Origin of the sequence: Maribacter dokdonensis DSW-8, from assembly GCF_001447995.1 — a bacterium.
Classification (GTDB): Bacteria; Bacteroidota; Bacteroidia; order Flavobacteriales; family Flavobacteriaceae; genus Maribacter; species Maribacter dokdonensis.
The window spans coordinates 2,010,071-2,030,589 of the sequence record NZ_LDPE01000001.1; the positions used below are offsets into that span (position 1 = coordinate 2,010,071).

The following is a 20,519-nucleotide window of genomic DNA, read 5'->3' on the forward strand; positions in this document are numbered from 1 at the left end:
TAATAGTTTTGAGTTAATTTTTTATTGAGTTTGAAAAGGAGGGGAAACTCTCCTTTTTTTGTATAAAATAGTATCTTGTAATCATGAAAATTAGGCATTTATTATACTTCTGCTCCTTACTCGTTTTATGTTGTGAAAATGCTCCTGAAGAGACCAAGGCAACACCAAAATTATTTACACTTCTCAGTTCCAATGATACAGGAATTGACTTTAATAATATTATTAAAGATGATAAGGATAAAAACATATTTGCCTATGCCAATTTTTATGGCGGGGCAGGTGTTGGTGTGGGCGACTTTAATAATGATGGACTGCAGGACATCTTTTTTGCAGGGAATATGGTACCTGATAAATTATATCTGAACAAAGGAAATTTGGTTTTTGAAGATGTTACCATAAAAGCTGGCATCAAAAATTTTGATGGTTGGTCTACCGGAGTCACCATTGCTGACATCAATAATGACGGACACCTAGATATTTATGTTAGCAGAGAACTGTATGATGAAAACCCGGAGTGGCGCAGAAATTTGGTATACATTAACAATGGAGATGGCACTTTTACAGAAAAAGCTGAAGAGTTGTCCATTGCAAATACCGAAAGAACAAGACACGCAACATTCTTAGATTTTGATAAAGACGGACTATTAGATCTTTTTCTATTGACCCAACCACCAAATCCGGGAAGTCTTTCTCAATATCACAGTGCGGACAATTTACTCATACCGGAATATGCACTTAAACTTTACCAAAACAATGGTTCTACGTTCAAAGACGTATCAAAAACTGCAGGTATAGACCGCACCGGTTTTCCTAATGCCGTATCGGCGAGTGACATTAATAATGACGGATGGCCAGACCTCTATGTGGCCAATGATTTTTATGCACCAGATTTTCTATTTCTAAATAATCAAGACGGCACGTTCACAAGCATTGAAAAAAACGCTTTAAAACAAACGTCTTACTATAGTATGGGTGTAGATGTAGCCGATATCAATAATGACCAAAATTTAGATGTATTTGTACTGGATATGGTGTCTGAAGATAATTTCAGATTAAAATCCAACATGAGCGGCATGAACATTGGTGCTTTTTGGAAAGTAGTAGAAGACGGTGGCGGATATCAATACATGTATAATACACTACAGCTAAACAACGGTAATGAAACCTTCAGTAACATTGCGCAATTTACCGGTATGTCCGCAACAGATTGGAGCTGGTCTAATCTTATAGCCGATTTTGACAATGATGGTCTAAAAGACACGTATGTCACCAACGGATTATTGCGTGATATTAGAAATACAGATGCGGATAAAAATGTAGCCCATTATATAAATACCACTAGAGCACAATGGCTACAGAACAATCCCAATGCCCAAAACGTTAAAAGCATATGGGATATCGTAGACCTTGAAAAAGCGGTAAGCATGGTCCCATCCCAACCTTTAAAAAACTACGCCTATCAAAATTTGGGCGATTTGGAATTTAAAAATACTTCCAACGAATGGGGTTTGGACAATGAATCTTTCTCCAACGGATCAGCATATGCCGATTTAGATAACGATGGTGATCTAGATTTGGTGGTCAATAATATCAACAGTGAGGCATTTATTTACAGAAACAATTCGGAAGCAAAACCAAACAGTAACTATCTAAGAATACAATTGGTCGATAAAAACAACAGACCAACATTTGGAACTAGGGTAAACATATACACTCAAAATGGTGTACAAACCTTAGAGACTACAAACGTACGTGGTATTTATTCTACCAGTGAACCTACGCTACATTTTGGATTAAAGAATTTGACACAAGTAGACAGTCTAACGGTTGTTTGGCCCAATGGAAAAAGTACTGTAAAAAGAGACATCTCGGCAAATCAACTGTTAGAAATTTCATCTGACGAATCTGAAATTTTAGACGTTAAAAATGAAGGAACGGATAAGACTCTTTTTGCAGATATGACCAATGTTTTTCCTGCAAAATTTAAACATCAAGAGAATCAATTCGATGATTTTGAGAAACAAATACTGTTGCCACATAAGCTTTCTCAATTTGGACCATCACTGACCGCGGGAGATATCAATGATGACGGATTGGATGATTTCTATATTGGCGGTGCAGCCAACCAAGCACCTACCCTATTTATTCAACAAAAAGATGGAAATTTTGAAGAAAGTCAGGTTGCATTTTGGCAAAAAGAAGCCGGTTATGAAGATGTAGATGCCTTATTTGTTGACATCAATAATGACGGATTAAAAGATTTGTACGTAGTAAGTGGTGGTAATGAGTATCCAAAAAACGATTTTCACTATACCGATAGAATCTACCTAAACCAAGGTAATGCGACCTTTAAAAAAGGAGCCATTTTAAATGCTAAAAGAATTAGTGGCTCTGTAGTAAAATCCGCCGATTATGATGGTGATGGTGATATGGACCTTTTTGTTGGTGGCAGACATACTCCGCAACAATACCCAAACCCATCTTCTAGCATGTTATTGGTAAACGACAATGGGCAATTGGTGAACCAAACAGAATTATTATCCCCACAATTGCTGCAAATAGGAATGATTACCGATGCCATTTGGAGCGACTATGATAATGATCAAGATTTGGATTTAGTGATTGTAGGCGAATGGATGCCTATTACCATTTTTGAAAACAATAATGGCAATCTAGCAAAGGTTGAGAATGAAAATTTTACATCAAGCTACGGCTGGTGGTTCAGCATAGAGCAAGGCGATTTTGACAATGATGGAGATTTAGATTATATAGCAGGGAATTTAGGTCTTAACTACAAGTACAAAACCAGCTCTGACAAACCTTTTGATGTATATTATAATGACTTTGATGCCAATGGTAATGCAGATATTGTTCTAGGATATTACAACAAGGAAAAACATTATCCATTAAGAGGGTTTTCATGTTCATCGGAACAAATTCCTGCCCTAAAGAAAAAAATAGTAAAGTATGATGCCTTTGCCTCTATGGAGCTAAAGGATGTATATGGTGAAGAAAAACTGAAAAACTCCCTGCATTACAGCGCAGACACTTTTGCATCGGTATACATTGAAAATCTAGGCAATGGTCAATTTAAAATAACGGACTTGCCCAATGTAGCTCAACTATCTAACCTCAATGATATGCTTGTAAGGGATTTTAACGGCGATGGCGCATTAGATGTTCTTGCCGTAGGTAACTTATACGTTTCAGAGATAGAAACCCCTAGAAACGACGCTGGAACAGGACTACTGTTATTAGGAGATGGTAAAGGGAGCTTTTCTGCTAAAAGAGGGTCAGAGATAGGGTTCTTTGCAGATAGGGACGCCAAAAAACTGGTTACCCTAAGCAATGTTCAAAATGACTATTTCTTGGTGGGCAATAATGATGATGTCCTACAGATTTTTGAATTACAGAAAAATTAATTAATCAATACGTCCGGGAGACCGGGTTTCACTACCCTTTATGTCCAAAAGGGAATCGCCCAATTTGGCTCGCATATCATCCGCCAATTTTTGTATGGTCTTTACCACTTCTGGATGAGCTGCTGCTACATCGGTAGTTTCGCTTTCATCCTGTTCTAAATCATAGAGTTCAATTTGCTCTAGATCGATCATTTTATACAACCCGGGCAATCCGTCTTTACCAGGGGTTTGTCCGTTCATCGTTCTGTACTTGTGAGGAAAATAAAGCTTCCATTTCCCATACCGCACCCCAAATAGCTCATTTACGCGATAATAAAAGAAATAGGCTTCTTGCGGACTCTCATCTGTTTTGCCTGTAAATAAAGGCCATGCGCTTTTACCGTCTATCTTTTTCTCTGGCAAAGGAGTATTGATAACCTCTGCTATTGAAGGTACAATATCTATTGCCATAACAGGTACCTCAATAGTAGTTCCCGCTTTTATTTCTTTCGGATATTTAATGATGAACGGTTCACGTTGACCACCTTCCCACCCAGTGCCCTTACCCTCTCTAAAAGGCAAAGCACTTCCGGAGTGATTTCCGTATGCCAACCATGGTCCATTATCAGAAGTAAAAATAATAATGGTATTTTGGGCTAATCCATTCTTATCAACAGCCTTTATAATTTCACCTACGGACCAATCCAATTCCATAATAACGTCGCCGTACAATCCTCTTTTAGACTTTCCCTTAAACTTATCGGACACAAATAAAGGTACGTGGGGCTGAGGATGCGGTACATACAAAAAGAATGGGTTTTCTTTATTACGATTAATGAAGTCAACACTACGCTCTGTAATCTCTGTAGTCAAACCCGTTTGATCCGTTAATGTATCCAACACCTTTTCATTCTCATAAAGAGGCAAGGGACCAAAATTAAAAATAGGACCTTGCTGCGGATGTAACGGCCACATATCATTGGAATAAGGTATACCATAATATTCATCAAACCCTTGATTATTGGGCATAAATTCTTTTGCATCTCCCAAATGCCATTTTCCGAAAATAGCCGTGGCATACCCTTCTGCTTTCAATAATTCGGCGAGGGTAGTTTCATCAGGATTTAAACCTACTTTACTATTGGGCATAAAAGCGTTATGAATACCGATTCTATTAGGATATGTTCCCGTTAATATACCTGCCCTTGAGGCGGAACACACAGCTTGAGCAGCGTAAAAATGGGTAAGCATTGCACCATCTTTAGCCATTTGGTCCAAATTGGGAGTATCTATGTCGTCAGCACCAAAAACGCCCACATCATTGTAACCTTGGTCATCCGTAAAAATTAAAATAACATTTGGTCTATCATTTGCAGCAACTCCGGTTTTCTGAGCCAAAAGACGCTGCCCCATAACCAATAGGAATATTATAAAGTAAACTGATCTTAAACTCATAACTATTATTTTAACTCTTTTAATGGACATTTTTCAATACAGTTTCCACTTTTTAATTCAGCACTACTTCATCAATAAAAATCCAGCTTTTACCACCAGGATCAGTGTGCCAATCAGGGTTTTTCAAGGGACTCTTAATGGATAGTTTTACATACTTTGCTTGGGTGGTAGGTATGTCTAAATCGAAAAAAGTGAGTTTCACCTCGGCATTGGGTTTCTCTTCTCCTATATCTTTTCTCCCTACTTCCTTAAAGTTAGTACCATCATTGGAAACCGATACCACAAAAGATGTGGGGTAAAAAATCCAACTCGCAGGTGCGGACAATGCACCAATAGATACTTTTGAAATGGCGTTCTGCTCTTTCAACTCTACCACGGCATTCAAGTGCTTTCCTTCAAAACCCAACCAGTTACCATCTACAAAATTGGTAGACCCACGCTTTTGATCCATTAAAGTTTTACCTTTTTTCCCTTGATACTTATCATTGGGCACCGTTAATAAATCTACATCGGCATAGGCTATATTGTTCTTAATAAACGTTCGCTCAGTAATGTTGCTTGGCTCCCATTCTTTTTTTGCCGCAATCGCTTTCACATTTGCCGTTGTTTCCAATGTGATCTCACCATCATACTTCAAGGAAGATTCCGTGGGCTCAGAGCCATCAAGCGTGTAGTAAATCTCAGTACTATCAAATAGGCTTTCAATAGCTATGGTTAAACTATCACTAAAAAAACTACGGTCACTTATAATGGTGGGCGGGTCTAAAACGGTTGCCTTAAATACGTCTGCCCCAATTTGCTGAATGGTCACTCCCGGTAAATTCTGCTGTAATTGTGCTAGTCCGTCTTCCGTAAAATCAGTTTTCCATAAATAAATATTACGAAGCTTTTTGTTTTCCTTTAAATCAAGAACGATCTTATCGGTAACGGTGGTACCATATAAATTTAATGACTCTAACAGTTCAAAATCACTAAGATATTTCCCAATAGCATCGGTTACTTTAGTGTGCTGTAACTTTAATTTCAACAGATTTTTAAACGGTTTCAATTCTGAGGCAAGATCATCGTTAAAATTGCTGAACCCTAAATCTAGTTCCACAATGTTGGATGCATATTCTTCAAGCACTTCCAACGTATCGTCAGTAATAGAATCCATACTTGCCATATTCACCGAGAGCAAGTGATTCTCACCAGATAAGGTTTGAACCGATATACCGGCGCGCCTAACATTTTGCAACCATTCTTGCGGCACTTCCAATGCTTCTTTCGTTAATACGGCAATTGCAGAAGTGTCTTGTTCCAATGAAGTTAATATTCCTGCTATATTTCTTTCCCTAGTCAGTTCATTTACTTTACACTCAAAGCAATTGTTATTTTCCATCCACCATTCAAGCAAAGCCTTTTCATTATCGGTCAATTGCACCTTACCTTTTGGTGGCATATGTTCATCATGATCTAAAGGCAGATGCACCCTTTCCAAGAACAAAGATTTTTCTTGACCTGAAATAGTATCTAAAAGACTACCCGTATCACCACCTTTAATAATATCATTAGGTGAACCCATAAGCAAACCGCCTTTAGCCTTGCTTTCATTATGGCAGCTTACACATTTAGCGTCAAAAATAGGTTGTATGACTTGGGCGTAAACCTGAGCCTCTTCAATATTTGTAATGACAATAGCTTCTTTTTCATCTACAAATAAATAATCTTCTCCATGGGTCATATTACCGCCAAAGTGACCGGTAAGGCTAATTAATGCCAATACCAATAAAAACGTTGGAATATAGGTTTTTCTAATCCACCCAATTTTACTTCGTTTTACCAAATAGAGAAGTACTGTTGTCACGGTAAACGCAACAGCCATCCACCTATGTAGAAAAAGGGAATCTTCATCATAACCACTTTCCTCTCCGAGCAACCACCCGGTACCCAGTGAAAATATTGCCGTAATACCCGCTACCAAAAGTGTAAATTCTACTACCTCAGCAAAAGATTCTTTTGACTTTAATCTACCATAAACCTCTAAAATAAAGGCAAGCATGATGATACCTATGGGCAGGTGAACAAAAAGCGGGTGCAGGTGTCCTATTTGTATTCCTAATTGAATCATGCTATTGTATAATTATTTCATCTATAAAAACCCAAGGCGTTGTTCCTTTTCCTTGGTGCCATGCTGGAATTTCGCTTAGTGGATGTATTACCACATTCAACGTATTGTACATTCCTGTACTTACCGGTACATGTAAAAATGTAGGACTGTTAGGTGTTTCTTGTTCACTCTTTGCAAACGTCCTTTCTCCTATTAATTCGCCCTCATTAAAAACTTCAATTTTACCAGGAGCGAATATCCAGTTGGATTGATTGGTCAATACACTGACCACTATTTTATTGACCGTGCTATTCTTTTCTAGCTGAAGTGATGCCGTTATCTTCTCCGTTTGAAAACCCATCCACTGTTTATCCCCTGCAAATTGTGCACTTCCTTTTTTCAAATCCGATAATCCCATAGCACCCTTACCTGAATATTTCTCACTAGGTTCCGGTTTAATTGCTACCTGCTTAATAGCACTGTTCTTGGCAATCTTTACCACTTCTAATTCAACTTCATCACTTTCTCTATAATCCGGATGAAACATTTTAGCCTTGATTACGGCACTTTCCTGTATTTTCAATGGTTCAGAAAACACCTTTGCGTTTTGATTTACCGAGCTGCCATCCAAGGTATACTTTATAATCGAATTTGGCATATCTACGCTGAAATTGAGCGTAGTACACGAATCGAAAAATATGGACGACACTTGAACACGAGGGTTGGATAATTGAAATAAGGCTGTTGGTGCATGTTCCGTATTTTGAGAAATACAGGCTTGGCACAATAGTAGAACTATAGCTATTGAATAGAAAATTCTTTTGATCATATTCTATTCAGTTTTATAGGATACGTCTTCCCTGAATTCCACTGGGCAACATATAAATTATCTTCATCATCTACACATACATCATGCGGATGCGTAAATATTTTGATGGATTGATACATAGGCTCTAAACCATTTTTCCCATAAACAGGAGCACATCCGCCAGGTGCGGATGTAAGTTTATTATGCTTATCCAATATGGAGATAAATCCGGTACCATCAGACCCATCACCAGACCAGATAGTTGCCAAATAAATGGTATCACCCTTAATTACCGGTCTACAAATATATGCTCCGGGCAAATCTATACTTGCTATAAATTCCCCATCCATGGTAAACCGTTTCAACTTATTTTGCTGTCTTGCTGTTATTAAAAGTTCGGGAGACTTCCCGCCTCTGGTATCTATACAAATACCGTGGGCATTATTAAAAAGGTGATCTGCATCGCCTTTACCGCCAAAAGTTTGTAACAACTCCCCTTTCGCATTGTACCGCATAATGTATTGAGCGCCATAACCATCGGCAATATATACATCGCCATTTTCAGCAATAGCCGTTTCTGTGGGTATGTATTGCTCCATGGCAGTATATTTTCCCGATTCCTTCGGATACGAAAAAACTTGTACCACCTTTCCGTCTATGGTTGTCTTAATCACCTCATGCCTATTGTTATCCGCTATGTACAGAAAGTCTTCACCATTTTCAACATTCAATGTTAAACCGTGTGCACCGGGATAATCCGTTCCCCAAGTTTCTAACAATTTACCAGAACGGTCATAAACAATAACATTGTTCTTGGTATGGTTGGTTAACAATAAAATCCTGCCCTTGGAATCTTGTACCATTTCATGGCAATCGTTCACCGGATGGTAATTAGAATTCAATGCACCCCAGTTCAAATCTATTTTATACCGGTGACTGCCATGACCAATAACGGCATCTTTATATTCCAATATACTTGCGCCAAAAGAAGAGCAAGTTAAAAGTCCCGCTGAGGCTGCGGCGGTATTCTTTATAAATGTTCTTCTCTGCATTACGATAAAATATCTTTAACCACATGACCTTCAACATCGGTAAGTCTAAATCGTCTACCTTGATATTTATAGGTGAATTTCTCATGATCAATACCCAACTGATGCAACATAGTAGCCTGAAAATCGTGAACATGCACCGGGTTCTTGGTAATGTTATACCCAAAATCATCGGTTTCACCATACACAATACCCGGTTTAATACCGCCACCTGCCATCCACATGGTAAAACATCTTGGGTGGTGATCTCTCCCATAATTGGTATCTGTGAGCAAACCTTGGGAGTAATTGGTTCTACCGAATTCTCCTCCCCAAACCACCAAAGTATCTTCTAGCATACCACGTTGTTTAAGATCTGCCACCAAAGCTGCCGATGCTTGATCCACATCTTTAGCCTGTTTTTCTATTGCCCCAGGAAGGTTATCATGCTGATCCCAGCCCATGTGGTACAATTGTATAAAACGAACATCTTTCTCTGCCAATCGTCTTGCTAAAAGACAATTAGCTGCAAAAGTCCCGGGAATTTTAGCATCCGAACCATACATTTTATAAATATAATCTGGCTCACCATCCGTATTCATAACATCTGGCACAGAAGTTTGCATTCTATATGCCATTTCATACTGGGCAATTCTACTTTGAATTTCAGGATCGTTAGATTCTTGGTAATGTTGATCATTGAGTTCTGCCAATTTATCAAGCATAGATCTTTTAACATCTGCCGTAGTTCCTTTGGGGTCATTCAAATATAAAACAGGATCTTTTGCCGCTCTGAATTGTACTCCTTGATGAAGGGAGTGTAAAAACCCGTTACCCCAAAGTCTCGTATACAACGGTTGCCCGTTAGGTCTACCCGAACCTCTGGACAGAAGCACCGTAAAAGCGGGTAAATTTTCATTCTCGCTACCCAGCCCGTAACTTAACCACGAGCCAATACTTGGTCTACCCGGTTGCTGTGATCCCGTTTGAAAAAATGTTACCGCAGGATCATGGTTAATAGCTTCCGTGTACATTGATTTAACAATACAGATATCATCTACAATTTTGGCGGTATAAGGCAAAAGGTCACTAATATAGGTACCATTTTTACCATACTGCTGAAATCCGAAATTAGAGCCCACCAAAGGAAATCTATCTTGACCGGAAGTCATACCCGTTAATCGTTGTCCGTTACGAATAGATTCCGGCAGATCTTCACCTCTACGTTTGTTTAAAAGCGGTTTATAATCAAACAGCTCCAATTGCGAAGGACCACCACTTTGAAATAAATAAATAACTCTTTTAATTTTCGATGGATGATGTAGCGAATCCAATACGCCCTTTACTCCAGTAGGTCCGCTATCTGCCGTATATAATCCGTTTTCACCTTTTCTAAATAAGTTTGTACCCAATAAAGAAGCCAATCCAATTCCACCAACTCCCAATGCAGCCTTTCCTAAAAAAGACCGCCTGTTTAGAATTAGCGACCGCTCTTCAACTATTTTCTTTTCGCTCATAATCAGCCTCTATTTATAGTTTCGTCTAAATTCAAAATTGTGTGTGCCGTTAAGGTCATTGCCACTAACTTTTCTTTGTTCAAACCCGTAGGTACTTCACTTCTGCCAATACTTAAATATTCGCTTGTAGAAATTTCGCCGTTCTCAACTTTCGACAACATTTCAGTATAGTAATCGGTCAAAGACTGTATCTCCGTCTCATTGGGCATACGCGAGGTCGCTTTGTAAAACAGGGTTTTTATCTGCTCGCTCTCCGCATTTGGGTTTGCCTCCATCTCACCTACGGCGGCAACCCTTGCGGCTTCAACTATTTGTGGATCATTTAATAACACCAAAGCTTGTAACGGCGTATTGGTCTCTTGCCTTTTAACCGAACAATAATCTCTTGAGCTACTGTCAAAAGTCATCATACTTGGTGGTGGAACGGTACGTTTCCAAAACGTATAAATACTTTTTCTATACACATCTTCACCTTCACTTAAGGTATAGGAAGCCGTACTACCACCACCGCCACCCGTGGTTTCTTCCCAGATACCTTCTGGCTGATAGGGCTTAACACTAGGACCGCCCACTTCCCTATTCAGCAATCCGCTAAACGCCAAGGCTTGATCACGAATAGCCTCGGAAGAAAGTCGTAAACGAGAGGCGCGCGCCAAATATTTATTTTCAGGATCTTGCTCCAACTTCTCGGGACTAGCCTTTGTATCTTGTTGGTATGCATCGGACATTGCAATGTATTTCAACATTTTTCTGGTATCCCAACCTTCAGTTTTGTATTTGATTGCTAGATAATCCAACAATTCCGGGTGTGTAGGCAACGAACCTTGATTACCAAAGTCGAAAGAAGATGCTACAATACCACTACCGAACATTCGCTGCCATAATCTGTTCACCGCAACCCTTGCCGTAAGTGGGTGCTCATCATCAAACAACCATTTTGCCAATCCTAATCTGTTCTTCGGATAGTTATCAAAAGGTAAAATGGATTCCGGAGTATCAGGAAATACCTCATCGCCATATTGATCATAAATACCTCTTTTTAATATAAATGAAGACCTAGGCTGATCCATTTCTTTCATCACCATCACCGGCACCTCTTTCATCTCACTTTTCTCTAGGTTGATGAATCCTAGAATATCGCTCACTTCTTTCTGCGTCACTTTAATGTAAGGTTCGGGCAAATCCGCAGCATTATCCAACAAGCCTTTTTCTGGTATTGTATTGAAGAAGCTATAAAACTGAAAGTGATCTTTTTGACTAATGGGATCGTACTTATGGTCATGGCACCTTGCACATTCTAAGGTAAGCCCCAAAAACGCCGTACCCAGCGTGGTATTTCTATCCTCTACATATTCAACCCGGTATTCTTCAGGAATCACCCCACCTTCGGCAGTTATCTTGTGATTCCTGTTAAAACCGGTAGCTAATATTTGTTCCAGGTTGGCATTTGGCATTAGATCACCCGCTAATTGATAGGTAACGAACTGGTCATATGGCATATTCTCCTTAAAAGCGTGAATAACCCAATCTCGCCAAGGCCACATGGTACGTTCAAAATCATCTTGATAGCCATGTGTATCTGCGTATCTGGCAATATCCATCCATTCTGCAGCCATATTCTCGGCATAATCCACTGATAACAGCAAAGAATCTATAACCTCTTCATATTTTTCCTGTGAAGGATTTGCAGCAAATTTTTCTATTTGCTCTAAAGTGGGTGGCAATCCGGTTAAGTCAAAAGTAATTCTGCGCAATAGTTTTTCACTACTTGCCCGAGAACTAGGGCTCATCCCTTTTTCGGTCAATTTATTTAAGATAAAAGCATCTATTTCATTGCTGCCCCAAACTTTAGCACCATCATTTTCCGGTACTTCTTGCGGAGTAGGTGGTATAAATGCCCAATGTGTTTTATACTCGGCACCTTGTGCTATCCATTTTTCTAGAATAGCTTTTTCAAAATCCTCTAAAACCAGGTTAGATTCCGGTGGCGGCATGATCAAATTAGGATCATCACTGAAAATACGTTCTACCAAACTACTTTGAGCTGCATTACCGGGCACAATAGCCGCATGGTCTTTAAGTTCTCCTAAATCCCTGTATGCTTCTTCGGCGGAGTGAAGGGATAGATCACCTTCAACGGCATTCTTATCCGGACCGTGACATATAAAACATCGGTCCGATAGAATAGGCTTTACATGAAAAGTGAAATCGATTTTTTCGGGTATGGCCGTTTCTTTATTGCCATCTTCCAGTGCAATTGTCTTATCAGCTTCAGAAGCACAACTGCATAATACACAGCTTGCAAAAACAAAAGCAGCAATGCTGAACAATTGGCTCATTACATTCTTGGTCATTGATGGTGGTTTTAAATCTGTAATGAACTTACAAACTTTACCATTTAGTAACCGTTAAAATTCGACCAATAACAGAGCAAACAAGCTAAATAATATCAAAATTCGTAAAAATGAAATCATAAAATATGATTATCTCAAAAAACACTTGAAATACTTACAAAAACAGCAATAAGCAGTAGTGTTTGATTTTAAGATAGATACAGATCTACTAGACCTTCTGGTGTAGTTACAAGAATACGCTTATTCTCACGATCTACCTTAGTGATGATATCATCACTTATGGGTATTAATAATTGTGCGCCATCTTTTTCTACCTCAAAGAGTGCTTGTGCAGTTGTATCGTTAACACTTTGTATAATACCAATATCACCGTGAACGGAATCAATCATAGCGAAACCGATAATCTCATGATAATAGAATTTGTTGCCGGTAAGTTTTGGCAACATGGTAAGGGGCAAATAAAGTCCAGATTTCATGATGCGATCTGCATCTGATTCTGATTTCACCTCTTCAAAATCTATACGAAGTAAGTTAGATTTATGAAGTCGGCATCTTTTAATAAAAAATGGAACCAGATTGTTTCCTAAAGAAACAAATACTGATTCCATATTTTCGTATATCTCAGGATCATCGGTATCTAGTTTAACCAATACCTCACCTTTGAAGCTATATTTTGAAACGATATTACCTAGGTAGAAACAATCTTCCTTTCGCATCGTTTCTTAAAAATTATGCTTTATCGTCTTCAGCAGGAGCTTCAGTAGCCTGTTCTGGCTCACCAGCAGCTTCAACAGCTTCAACTTCTGCTTCAGCGTCTTCACCTTCTGGAGTCTCTGGCAAAGCAGCAGCGGCAGCTTCAGCAGCACGCTTATCGTTTACTTCTTTCTCAGCCTTTAATGCAGCAGCTTTAGCTTCTGCTTTCGCTTTATCCAATCCACCAACTTTATCGGCAATTGCAGCTTCTTTTTCAGTAACCCAAGCATTGAATTTTTCTTCAGCTTGCTCTTCGGTCAATGCTCCTTTACGAACACCACCTAATAAATGATGCTTTAAAAGCACACCTCTATAAGAAAGAATAGCTTTAGCAGTATCCGTTGGTTGTGCACCGTTTTGTAACCACTTTACAGAACTATCAACATCAAGTTCAATAGTTGCAGGGTTTGTATTAGGATTGTAGATACCTAATTTTTCCAAAAATTTACCATCTCTTTTAGCTCTTGCATCTGCAGCAACTACCCAATAGAATGGCTTCCCTTTTTTACCGTGTCTTTGTAATCTAATTTTTACTGGCATATCACATTAATTTGTAGGGTGCCCGACCCCTGATTATTAATTCTAGTTTTTTAACTCGTTCGCCATCAACAAGCAAAGCTCATCTGAAAGCGGGTGCAAATATAATTCAAAATGCTGAATTGGCAACAATGTTTTAAAGTTATTTGAATCAACAAACCCAAAATTCTTTTCAAGCTCTAAAAACACTCAAATTCAATTATTTAAATCAGGAATAGCCCAAATAAAAATAGCTAAAAAATCACCCGTTGATAACTCTTAGCAACTACGTTTTCACCAACACCTCCTTTTTCGTAATTTTATAGGCACTTTTTAGGTCAAAATTCTGACCTCTTTTGAACACTCAGAAAACACGATATGTACCTTATTTTTGATACCGAAACCACCGGTCTTCCAAAAAATTGGAATGCCCCTATTACTGACACGGACAACTGGCCCCGTTGTATACAGATCGCTTGGCAGTTGCATGATGAAATGGGTAATTGTATTGAACATCAAGATTATTTGGTGCGCCCAGACGGATTCAACATACCCTATGATGCTGAACAGATCCACGGTATTTCTACAGAACTTGCGGAGCAACAAGGTGTATCTCTTGCAGAGGTTTTAGAGAAATTCAACATTGCTATGTCCAAAACAAAATTCATTGTTGGGCAAAATGTTGGATTCGATGTGAATATCATGGGGGCGGAATTTCACCGTTTAGGTGTTGAAAATCCGTTACAAGAACTTCCTGTTTTAGATACTTGTACAGAACACACTGCACAACTATGTCAAATACCCGGTGGTCGTGGCGGTAAGTTCAAATTACCCACATTGACAGAACTACATGAGTTTTTGTTTGGCGAACCATTTGGTGAAGCACACAATGCAACTGCCGATGTTGAAGCTACCACACGTTGTTTTCTAGAACTTATACGAAAGCAACAATATACCAAAGAACAATTAGACGTTCAACCCGATTATTTCAAGAATTTCTCCGAAGCTAATCCGCAAGAGATTCAACTCATTGGTCTTAAGCATATCAACCTTAAAAAAGCATCGAAAAAAATTGCCGATGCCCTATGGGAAAAAGATACGGGCGGAGTTTCACAAGAAGAAATACAGGAAAACCTTGCGACATTAGAAAATGCAAGTTTTGCGCATTTACATAACCACACGCAATTCTCTATTCTACAGTCCACCATTAGTGTTCCGGATCTAGTAGCCGCCGCCGCCAAGGCAAAAATGCCGGCAGTAGCTATGACGGACCATGCGAATATGATGGGCGCCTTTCATTTCGTCAACGGCGTACTCAATCACAATAAAGGAGTAGTATCCAGGAACGAAGCCAATCAAAAGCGCTATGAGGCTACCCAAAACGGAACGCTGGAAGAAGGTCAAGAACCTTTAGAGGAATTGCCCGAACCAGAACAGGAGATCACACCCATAATTGGTTGTGAATTTCAAGTATGTGAAGACCATACCAACAAATCTCAAAAAGACAATGGATACCAAATAGTCATGCTTGCCAAAAGCAAAAAAGGATATCTAAATTTGGCAAAAATGTCTTCAATAGCCTTTGTAGACGGTAAATACTACGTACCACGTATTGATAAGAAAATTGTTGAGCAGTACAAGGAAGACGTCATGGTACTTACCGGTAACTTATATGGTGAAGTTTCAAGTAAAGTACTGAACGTAGGTGAAAATCAGGCTGAAGAGGCATTGCTTTGGTGGAAAGAAACCTTTGGCGATGATCTCTACATAGAAATTATGCGCCATGGTCAAGAAGATGAAGACCGTGTGAACCAAGTTTTAATACAGTTCGCAAAAAAGCACAATGTTAAGCTCGTTGCTACCAATAACACGTATTATGCAGAGAAAGAAAATGCCCATGCGCATGATATTCTTTTATGTGTAAAAGATGGGGAAAAACAATCAACTCCCATAGGTCGTGGTCGTGGTTACCGCTATGGCTTGCCCAACCAAGAATACTACTTTAAATCATCTGATGAGATGAAGGAGCTTTTTAAGGATATTCCTGAAGCCATCATCAATATTCAAGAAATTATAGACAAGGTAGAAACCTTTACTCTAGCACGTGACGTACTGTTACCTGCTTTTGATATTCCAGAAGAGTTTCAATTCGAAGAAGATAAATTAGATGGAGGCAAACGTGGTGAGAACAAATTTCTAAGACACATCACCTATGAAGGTGCTAAAAAGAGATATGGGGAGATTACGCCCGAAATTGATGAACGTTTAGACTTTGAACTCAAGGTAATTGAAAAGACCGGCTACCCAGGGTATTTCTTGATCGTGGAAGATTTCATAAGGGCGGCAAGGCAAATGGATGTATCCGTTGGTCCGGGTCGTGGATCGGCTGCGGGATCTGCAGTTGCCTATTGCTTATGGATTACGAATTTAGACCCTATTAAGTACGATTTACTTTTTGAGCGTTTCCTAAATCCGGATCGTGTAAGTATGCCCGATATCGATATTGACTTTGACGACGAAGGGCGAAGTCGGGTTATGGACTATGTAATTGACAAGTATGGATCTAACCAGGTGGCACAGATTATTACCTATGGTACCATGGCCGCGAAATCATCTATTCGAGATACGGCAAGAGCGCTTGATCTACCTCTAGGTGATGCGGACCGTATGGCGAAATTGATCCCGAACATGTCCAAGCTGAAAAAAATTATCGGCGTTGATGAAAAGGTACTCCGAAGCAAATTCAACAGTGAAGAACTCGAGAAAATAAACGAGCTTTTGAACATTTCCGAAGGCGACGGATTAGAATCTGAAACCTTAAACCAAGCATACGTATTGGAAGGCTCTGTACGTAACACCGGTATTCATGCCTGTGGGGTTATCATTACACCAGATGATATAACCAAGTTCGTACCCGTGGCACTTGCCAAAGATTCGGAAATGTACTGTACCCAATTTGACAACTCGGTAGTGGAAAGCGCAGGGTTGTTGAAAATGGATTTCTTGGGACTAAAAACGTTGACCTTAATTAAGGATACCGTTAAAATTGTAAAAGCCAAACATGGTGTTGAGCTAGACCCGGAGAATTTTCCGCTGGATGACGAAAAAACCTATGAACTTTTCCAACGAGGTGAAACGGTAGGTGTATTCCAATATGAATCTCCCGGAATGCAGAAACACATGAGATCCCTAAAACCAACGGTTTTTGCCGATCTTATTGCTATGAACGCCTTGTACCGTCCTGGCCCAATGGAATACATACCAAGTTTCATTGCACGTAAACACGGTACCGAAGAAATTGTATATGACCTTGACGCTTGTGAAGAATACCTAGCGGAAACTTATGGTATTACAGTTTACCAAGAGCAAGTGATGCTCCTATCGCAAAAATTGGCAGACTTTACAAAAGGTGAAGCCGATGTATTGCGTAAGGCAATGGGTAAAAAACAGAAGCACGTACTAGATAAAATGAAGCCAAAGTTCATTGAACAAGCTTCAGCAAAAGGGCATGCCGTAGATAAATTGGAAAAAATTTGGAAAGACTGGGAAGCGTTTGCAGCCTATGCCTTTAACAAATCGCACTCCACTTGCTATGCCTGGATCGCCTACCAAACTGCATATTGTAAAGCCCACTACCCTGCCGAATATATGGCGGCGGTACTGAGCAACAACATGAACGATATTAAACAGGTTACATTTTTCATGGAAGAATGTAAGCGTATGGGCTTAGATGTACTTGGACCAGACGTAAACGAATCTTACTACAAATTTGCCGTAAACGATGCCGGTGCGGTTCGTTTTGGTATGGGAGCAGTAAAAGGCGTTGGTCGTGGTGCCGTTGAAACCATAGTTGAAAACAGAAAAGATGTAGGTCCTTATAAATCAGTATTCGATTTTGCCAAGCGAATAGACCTACGTGCAGCCAATAAAAAGGCATTTGAGAACCTTGCCGTTGCAGGTGGCTTCGATTCTTTTGGCACTACACATAGGGCACAATATTTTCATGATGAAGGTGACGGCATTACATTCCTTGAAAAAGTCATTAAGTACGGTGCCAAGTATCAAGAAAACGAAAACTCTTCACAGGTAAGCCTTTTTGGTGACGCCAGTGAAGTACAAATACCAGAACCCGTTGTACCACCTTGTGAAGAATGGGGAACCATGGAAAAACTCCGTCGAGAAAAGGAAGTAGTAGGTATCTATATATCCGGACACCCTTTGGACGATTTTAAAACGGAAATCAAAGCTTTTTGTAACGCAAATGTCGGCTGTGTAAATGATTTACCAACATATGTAAACAGAGAACTTACGTTTGCAGGAGTCATTACAGATGTACAGCATAGGGTTTCTAAAAACGGTAAAGGCTGGGCTGCGTTTACCATGGAAGATTATACGGACTCTTTTGAATTTAGAATATTTGGTGAGGAATACCTGAAATTCAGACATTTCTTAATGATCAATTCCTTCGCTTATGTAAAACTCTATGTACGAGATGGATGGACAAATAAGGATACGGGAAAGAAAGGAGATCCAAGAATGCAATTCAATAGCTTTATGTTATTACAAGAGGTCATGGAAACCTATGCCAGAAAACTGACCATTAAACTTAATATTGCCGAGTTAAAAGAAGAAAAAGTCAGGACCTTAAAAGACACCTTTGACAACCATAAAGGAGACCATGCCATTAATTTTATTGTCTACGAAATGGAAGAAAAAATTAAGGTGAATTTGAACAGTAGACGACAAAAAGTGCAGATTTCGAGCGAATTATTACAACTTTTAGAGCAACAAGACGTTCATTTTAAGCTCAACTAAATAATGTATTTATGGAGTATTAGGCTAAGAATATGCGTTTTACAAACATCCTTACCGCAAATTATAACTTTTATTTAGCAGTAAAATGTAAGAAAATAGCCCTAAAAATTGATAAATTAGCTTGATACACGTATAGGCAAAACGAATTGTTGGCACGTAAGGAAACAGAAGAATAATTGACTAAATTTGCATAATCAATAAAAGTAAATAAAATGGCATTAGAAATAACAGATGCTACTTTTGACGAGGTAGTTTTAAAAAGCGATAAACCTGTAGTAGTAGATTTTTGGGCAGCATGGTGCGGTCCTTGTCGTATGGTAGGTCCTATCATAGACGAAGTTAGTACTGAATATGACGGCAAAGCTGTTGTTGGTAAGGTTGATGTAGATGCAAATCAAGAGTTTGCTGCAAAATATGGTGTACGTAATATACCAACAGTTTTAGTTTTTAAAGACGGCGAGATAGTAAGTAGACAAGTAGGTGTTTCACCTAAGAAAGTGTACACAGACGCTATTGACGCAGCTTTGTAAGCAACTGTGTCACGTTATAATAAAATAAGTTAGGAGAGCCGGCAAATGCCGGCTCTTGTTATTTGCTGTAATTTTAATTCTTTCCATTTATATAGTTCAGCCGTCTTCACTATCTTTAGTAATGTGAATCTACAATCAGAATTAAACAAATCGTCGTTATTCTCCAACTTAGAGCTACTTGCCAATCAAGTTGTAGAAGGCTTTATAAGTGGAATACACCGCAGTCCGTTCCATGGGTTTTCTGCGGAATTTGCGGAACATAAAATCTATAACAATGGCGAAAGCACCAAGCATATAGATTGGAAACTATTTGCCAAAACAGACAAGCTGTACACCAAGAGATATGAGGAAGAGACCAATTTAAGGTGCCACATGATCTTGGATAACTCTACTTCTATGTATTATCCGGAGGTAGACAATTTAAGTATAGACAACTTAAATAAAATTGGTTTTAGCGTCTTGAGTATAGCAGCGTTGATGAACGTACTTAAAAGACAACGAGATGCTGTTGGCCTTAGCATATACTCCGATACTTATAACTATTACGCCCCAGAAAAAGGCAGCGAACGTCATTTTCAGATGCTTTTAGCCCAGTTAAGTGGTGTGGGCATGGCAAAGAATCCACCAAAGGAGACCAAAACGTACACCTATTTACATCAGATTGCAGAAAATATTAAGCGTAGAAGTCTCATTTTTTTGTTTACCGATATGTTTCAGACTGAAAAAAACGATGCAGAATTGTTTGAAGCGCTACGTCATTTAAAATATAATAAGCATGATGTGGTACTTTTTCACCCAATGGACAAACAGCGAGAAATCTTCTTCAATTTTGAAAACACCCCCAAGAGATTTGTCGATGTAGAAACCGGAGAACATTTAGACCTTTATGCAGACAACATAAAAGAAGCTTATAATGAACGGGTTACAAATTACCTAAATGATATAAAAATGAAATGTGCCCAATATAAAATTAAATATGTGGACATAGATATACACCGAGATTTCTCTACAGTGCTCAATACTTTTCTTGTGGAGAGAAATAAGTTTCTCTAGTTTGGAAAAAAATAAAGAAAAATGTTTGTGCAATTGAAAATGCGGTGTATATTTGCACTCGCTAAACGCCACGGTCTGGTAGTTCAGTTGGTTAGAATACCTGCCTGTCACGCAGGGGGTCGCGGGTTCGAGTCCCGTCCAGACCGCAAAAGCTCTCAAGAAATTGAGAGCTTTTTTTGTTTAAAGCCTTTTCCTAAGTT

Annotated in this window: 12 protein-coding genes and 1 tRNA gene; 5 read left to right on the forward strand and 8 right to left on the reverse strand. The window is 39.1% G+C overall.

The genetic code is table 11. The features are described from left to right. Positions 1–83 precede the first annotated feature (83 nt). Positions 84–3,422, forward strand: coding sequence for a VCBS repeat-containing protein (locus I600_RS08755; RefSeq protein WP_058104055.1), 3,339 nt, complete (start codon positions 84–86; stop codon positions 3,420–3,422). Here the strand turns inward: I600_RS08755 and I600_RS08760 are convergent, their stop codons facing one another. The 8 genes from I600_RS08760 to I600_RS08795 form a co-directional block, all read right to left on the reverse strand. Beyond that, on the reverse strand, positions 3,423–4,856 hold the full coding sequence (locus I600_RS08760; RefSeq protein ID WP_058104056.1) for a sulfatase family protein: 1,434 nt from the start codon (positions 4,854–4,856) through the stop codon (positions 3,423–3,425). It lies immediately after the preceding gene. Between the two features lie 52 nt (positions 4,857–4,908). After that, positions 4,909–6,966, reverse strand: coding sequence for an FN3 associated domain-containing protein (locus I600_RS08765; RefSeq protein WP_058104057.1), 2,058 nt, complete (start codon positions 6,964–6,966; stop codon positions 4,909–4,911). A 1-nt stretch (position 6,967) separates the two neighbouring features. Continuing rightward, positions 6,968–7,774 (reverse strand): chitobiase/beta-hexosaminidase C-terminal domain-containing protein, encoded by an 807-nt coding sequence (locus tag I600_RS08770; protein ID WP_082642917.1) that lies wholly within the window; start codon positions 7,772–7,774, stop codon positions 6,968–6,970. Further along, complete coding sequence (locus tag I600_RS08775; RefSeq protein WP_058104059.1) at positions 7,771–8,805, reverse strand: NHL repeat-containing protein; 1,035 nt, start codon at positions 8,803–8,805, stop codon at positions 7,771–7,773. Before I600_RS08775 ends, I600_RS08770 begins: the two co-directional genes overlap by 4 nt. Further along, positions 8,805–10,298: a DUF1501 domain-containing protein gene (locus I600_RS08780; RefSeq protein ID WP_058104060.1), complete on the reverse strand. Its 1,494-nt coding sequence runs from the start codon at positions 10,296–10,298 to the stop codon at positions 8,805–8,807. Before I600_RS08780 ends, I600_RS08775 begins: the two co-directional genes overlap by 1 nt. A gap of 2 nt (positions 10,299–10,300) precedes the next feature. Beyond that, positions 10,301–12,652: a PSD1 and planctomycete cytochrome C domain-containing protein gene (locus I600_RS08785; RefSeq protein ID WP_157490855.1), complete on the reverse strand. Its 2,352-nt coding sequence runs from the start codon at positions 12,650–12,652 to the stop codon at positions 10,301–10,303. 188 nt (positions 12,653–12,840) lie between these two features. After that, positions 12,841–13,368, reverse strand: coding sequence for a ribosome maturation factor RimM (gene rimM, locus I600_RS08790; RefSeq protein ID WP_058104061.1), 528 nt, complete (start codon positions 13,366–13,368; stop codon positions 12,841–12,843). Between the two features lie 13 nt (positions 13,369–13,381). Further along, the gene (locus I600_RS08795; protein WP_058104062.1) at positions 13,382–13,945 is read right to left on the reverse strand and encodes a 30S ribosomal protein S16; all 564 of its coding nucleotides are present in this window, start codon (positions 13,943–13,945) and stop codon (positions 13,382–13,384) included. 354 nt (positions 13,946–14,299) lie between these two features. Between I600_RS08795 and dnaE the strand changes: the two genes are divergently transcribed. The 4 genes from dnaE (at position 14,300) to I600_RS08815 (ending at position 20,465) form a co-directional block, all read left to right on the forward strand. Continuing rightward, positions 14,300–18,736, forward strand: a complete 4,437-nt coding sequence (gene dnaE / locus I600_RS08800; protein WP_058104063.1) for a DNA polymerase III subunit alpha — start codon at positions 14,300–14,302, stop codon at positions 18,734–18,736. A 212-nt stretch (positions 18,737–18,948) separates the two neighbouring features. Continuing rightward, entirely contained in the window at positions 18,949–19,266 is a 318-nt protein-coding gene (trxA, locus tag I600_RS08805) for a thioredoxin (protein ID WP_027065108.1), read from the forward strand. A 123-nt stretch (positions 19,267–19,389) separates the two neighbouring features. Continuing rightward, entirely contained in the window at positions 19,390–20,319 is a 930-nt protein-coding gene (locus I600_RS08810) for a DUF58 domain-containing protein (RefSeq protein ID WP_058104064.1), read from the forward strand. A gap of 72 nt (positions 20,320–20,391) precedes the next feature. After that, positions 20,392–20,465: transfer RNA gene (locus I600_RS08815), tRNA-Asp, on the forward strand. The last annotated feature ends 54 nt before the right edge of the window (positions 20,466–20,519 follow it).

Coding starts and splice junctions, on each gene's coding strand:
- I600_RS08795 (WP_058104062.1), bottom strand. CDS start 13,945: ATGCCAGTAAAAATTAGATTACAAAGACACGGTAAAAAAGGGAAGCCA.
- I600_RS08765 (WP_058104057.1), bottom strand. CDS start 6,966: ATGATTCAATTAGGAATACAAATAGGACACCTGCACCCGCTTTTTGTT.
- rimM (WP_058104061.1), bottom strand. CDS start 13,368: ATGCGAAAGGAAGATTGTTTCTACCTAGGTAATATCGTTTCAAAATAT.
- dnaE (WP_058104063.1), top strand. CDS start 14,300: ATGTACCTTATTTTTGATACCGAAACCACCGGTCTTCCAAAAAATTGG.
- I600_RS08780 (WP_058104060.1), bottom strand. CDS start 10,298: ATGAGCGAAAAGAAAATAGTTGAAGAGCGGTCGCTAATTCTAAACAGG.
- I600_RS08760 (WP_058104056.1), bottom strand. CDS start 4,856: ATGAGTTTAAGATCAGTTTACTTTATAATATTCCTATTGGTTATGGGG.
- I600_RS08775 (WP_058104059.1), bottom strand. CDS start 8,805: ATGCAGAGAAGAACATTTATAAAGAATACCGCCGCAGCCTCAGCGGGA.
- I600_RS08785 (WP_157490855.1), bottom strand. CDS start 12,652: ATGACCAAGAATGTAATGAGCCAATTGTTCAGCATTGCTGCTTTTGTT.
- I600_RS08755 (WP_058104055.1), top strand. CDS start 84: ATGAAAATTAGGCATTTATTATACTTCTGCTCCTTACTCGTTTTATGT.
- I600_RS08770 (WP_082642917.1), bottom strand. CDS start 7,774: ATGATCAAAAGAATTTTCTATTCAATAGCTATAGTTCTACTATTGTGC.
- trxA (WP_027065108.1), top strand. CDS start 18,949: ATGGCATTAGAAATAACAGATGCTACTTTTGACGAGGTAGTTTTAAAA.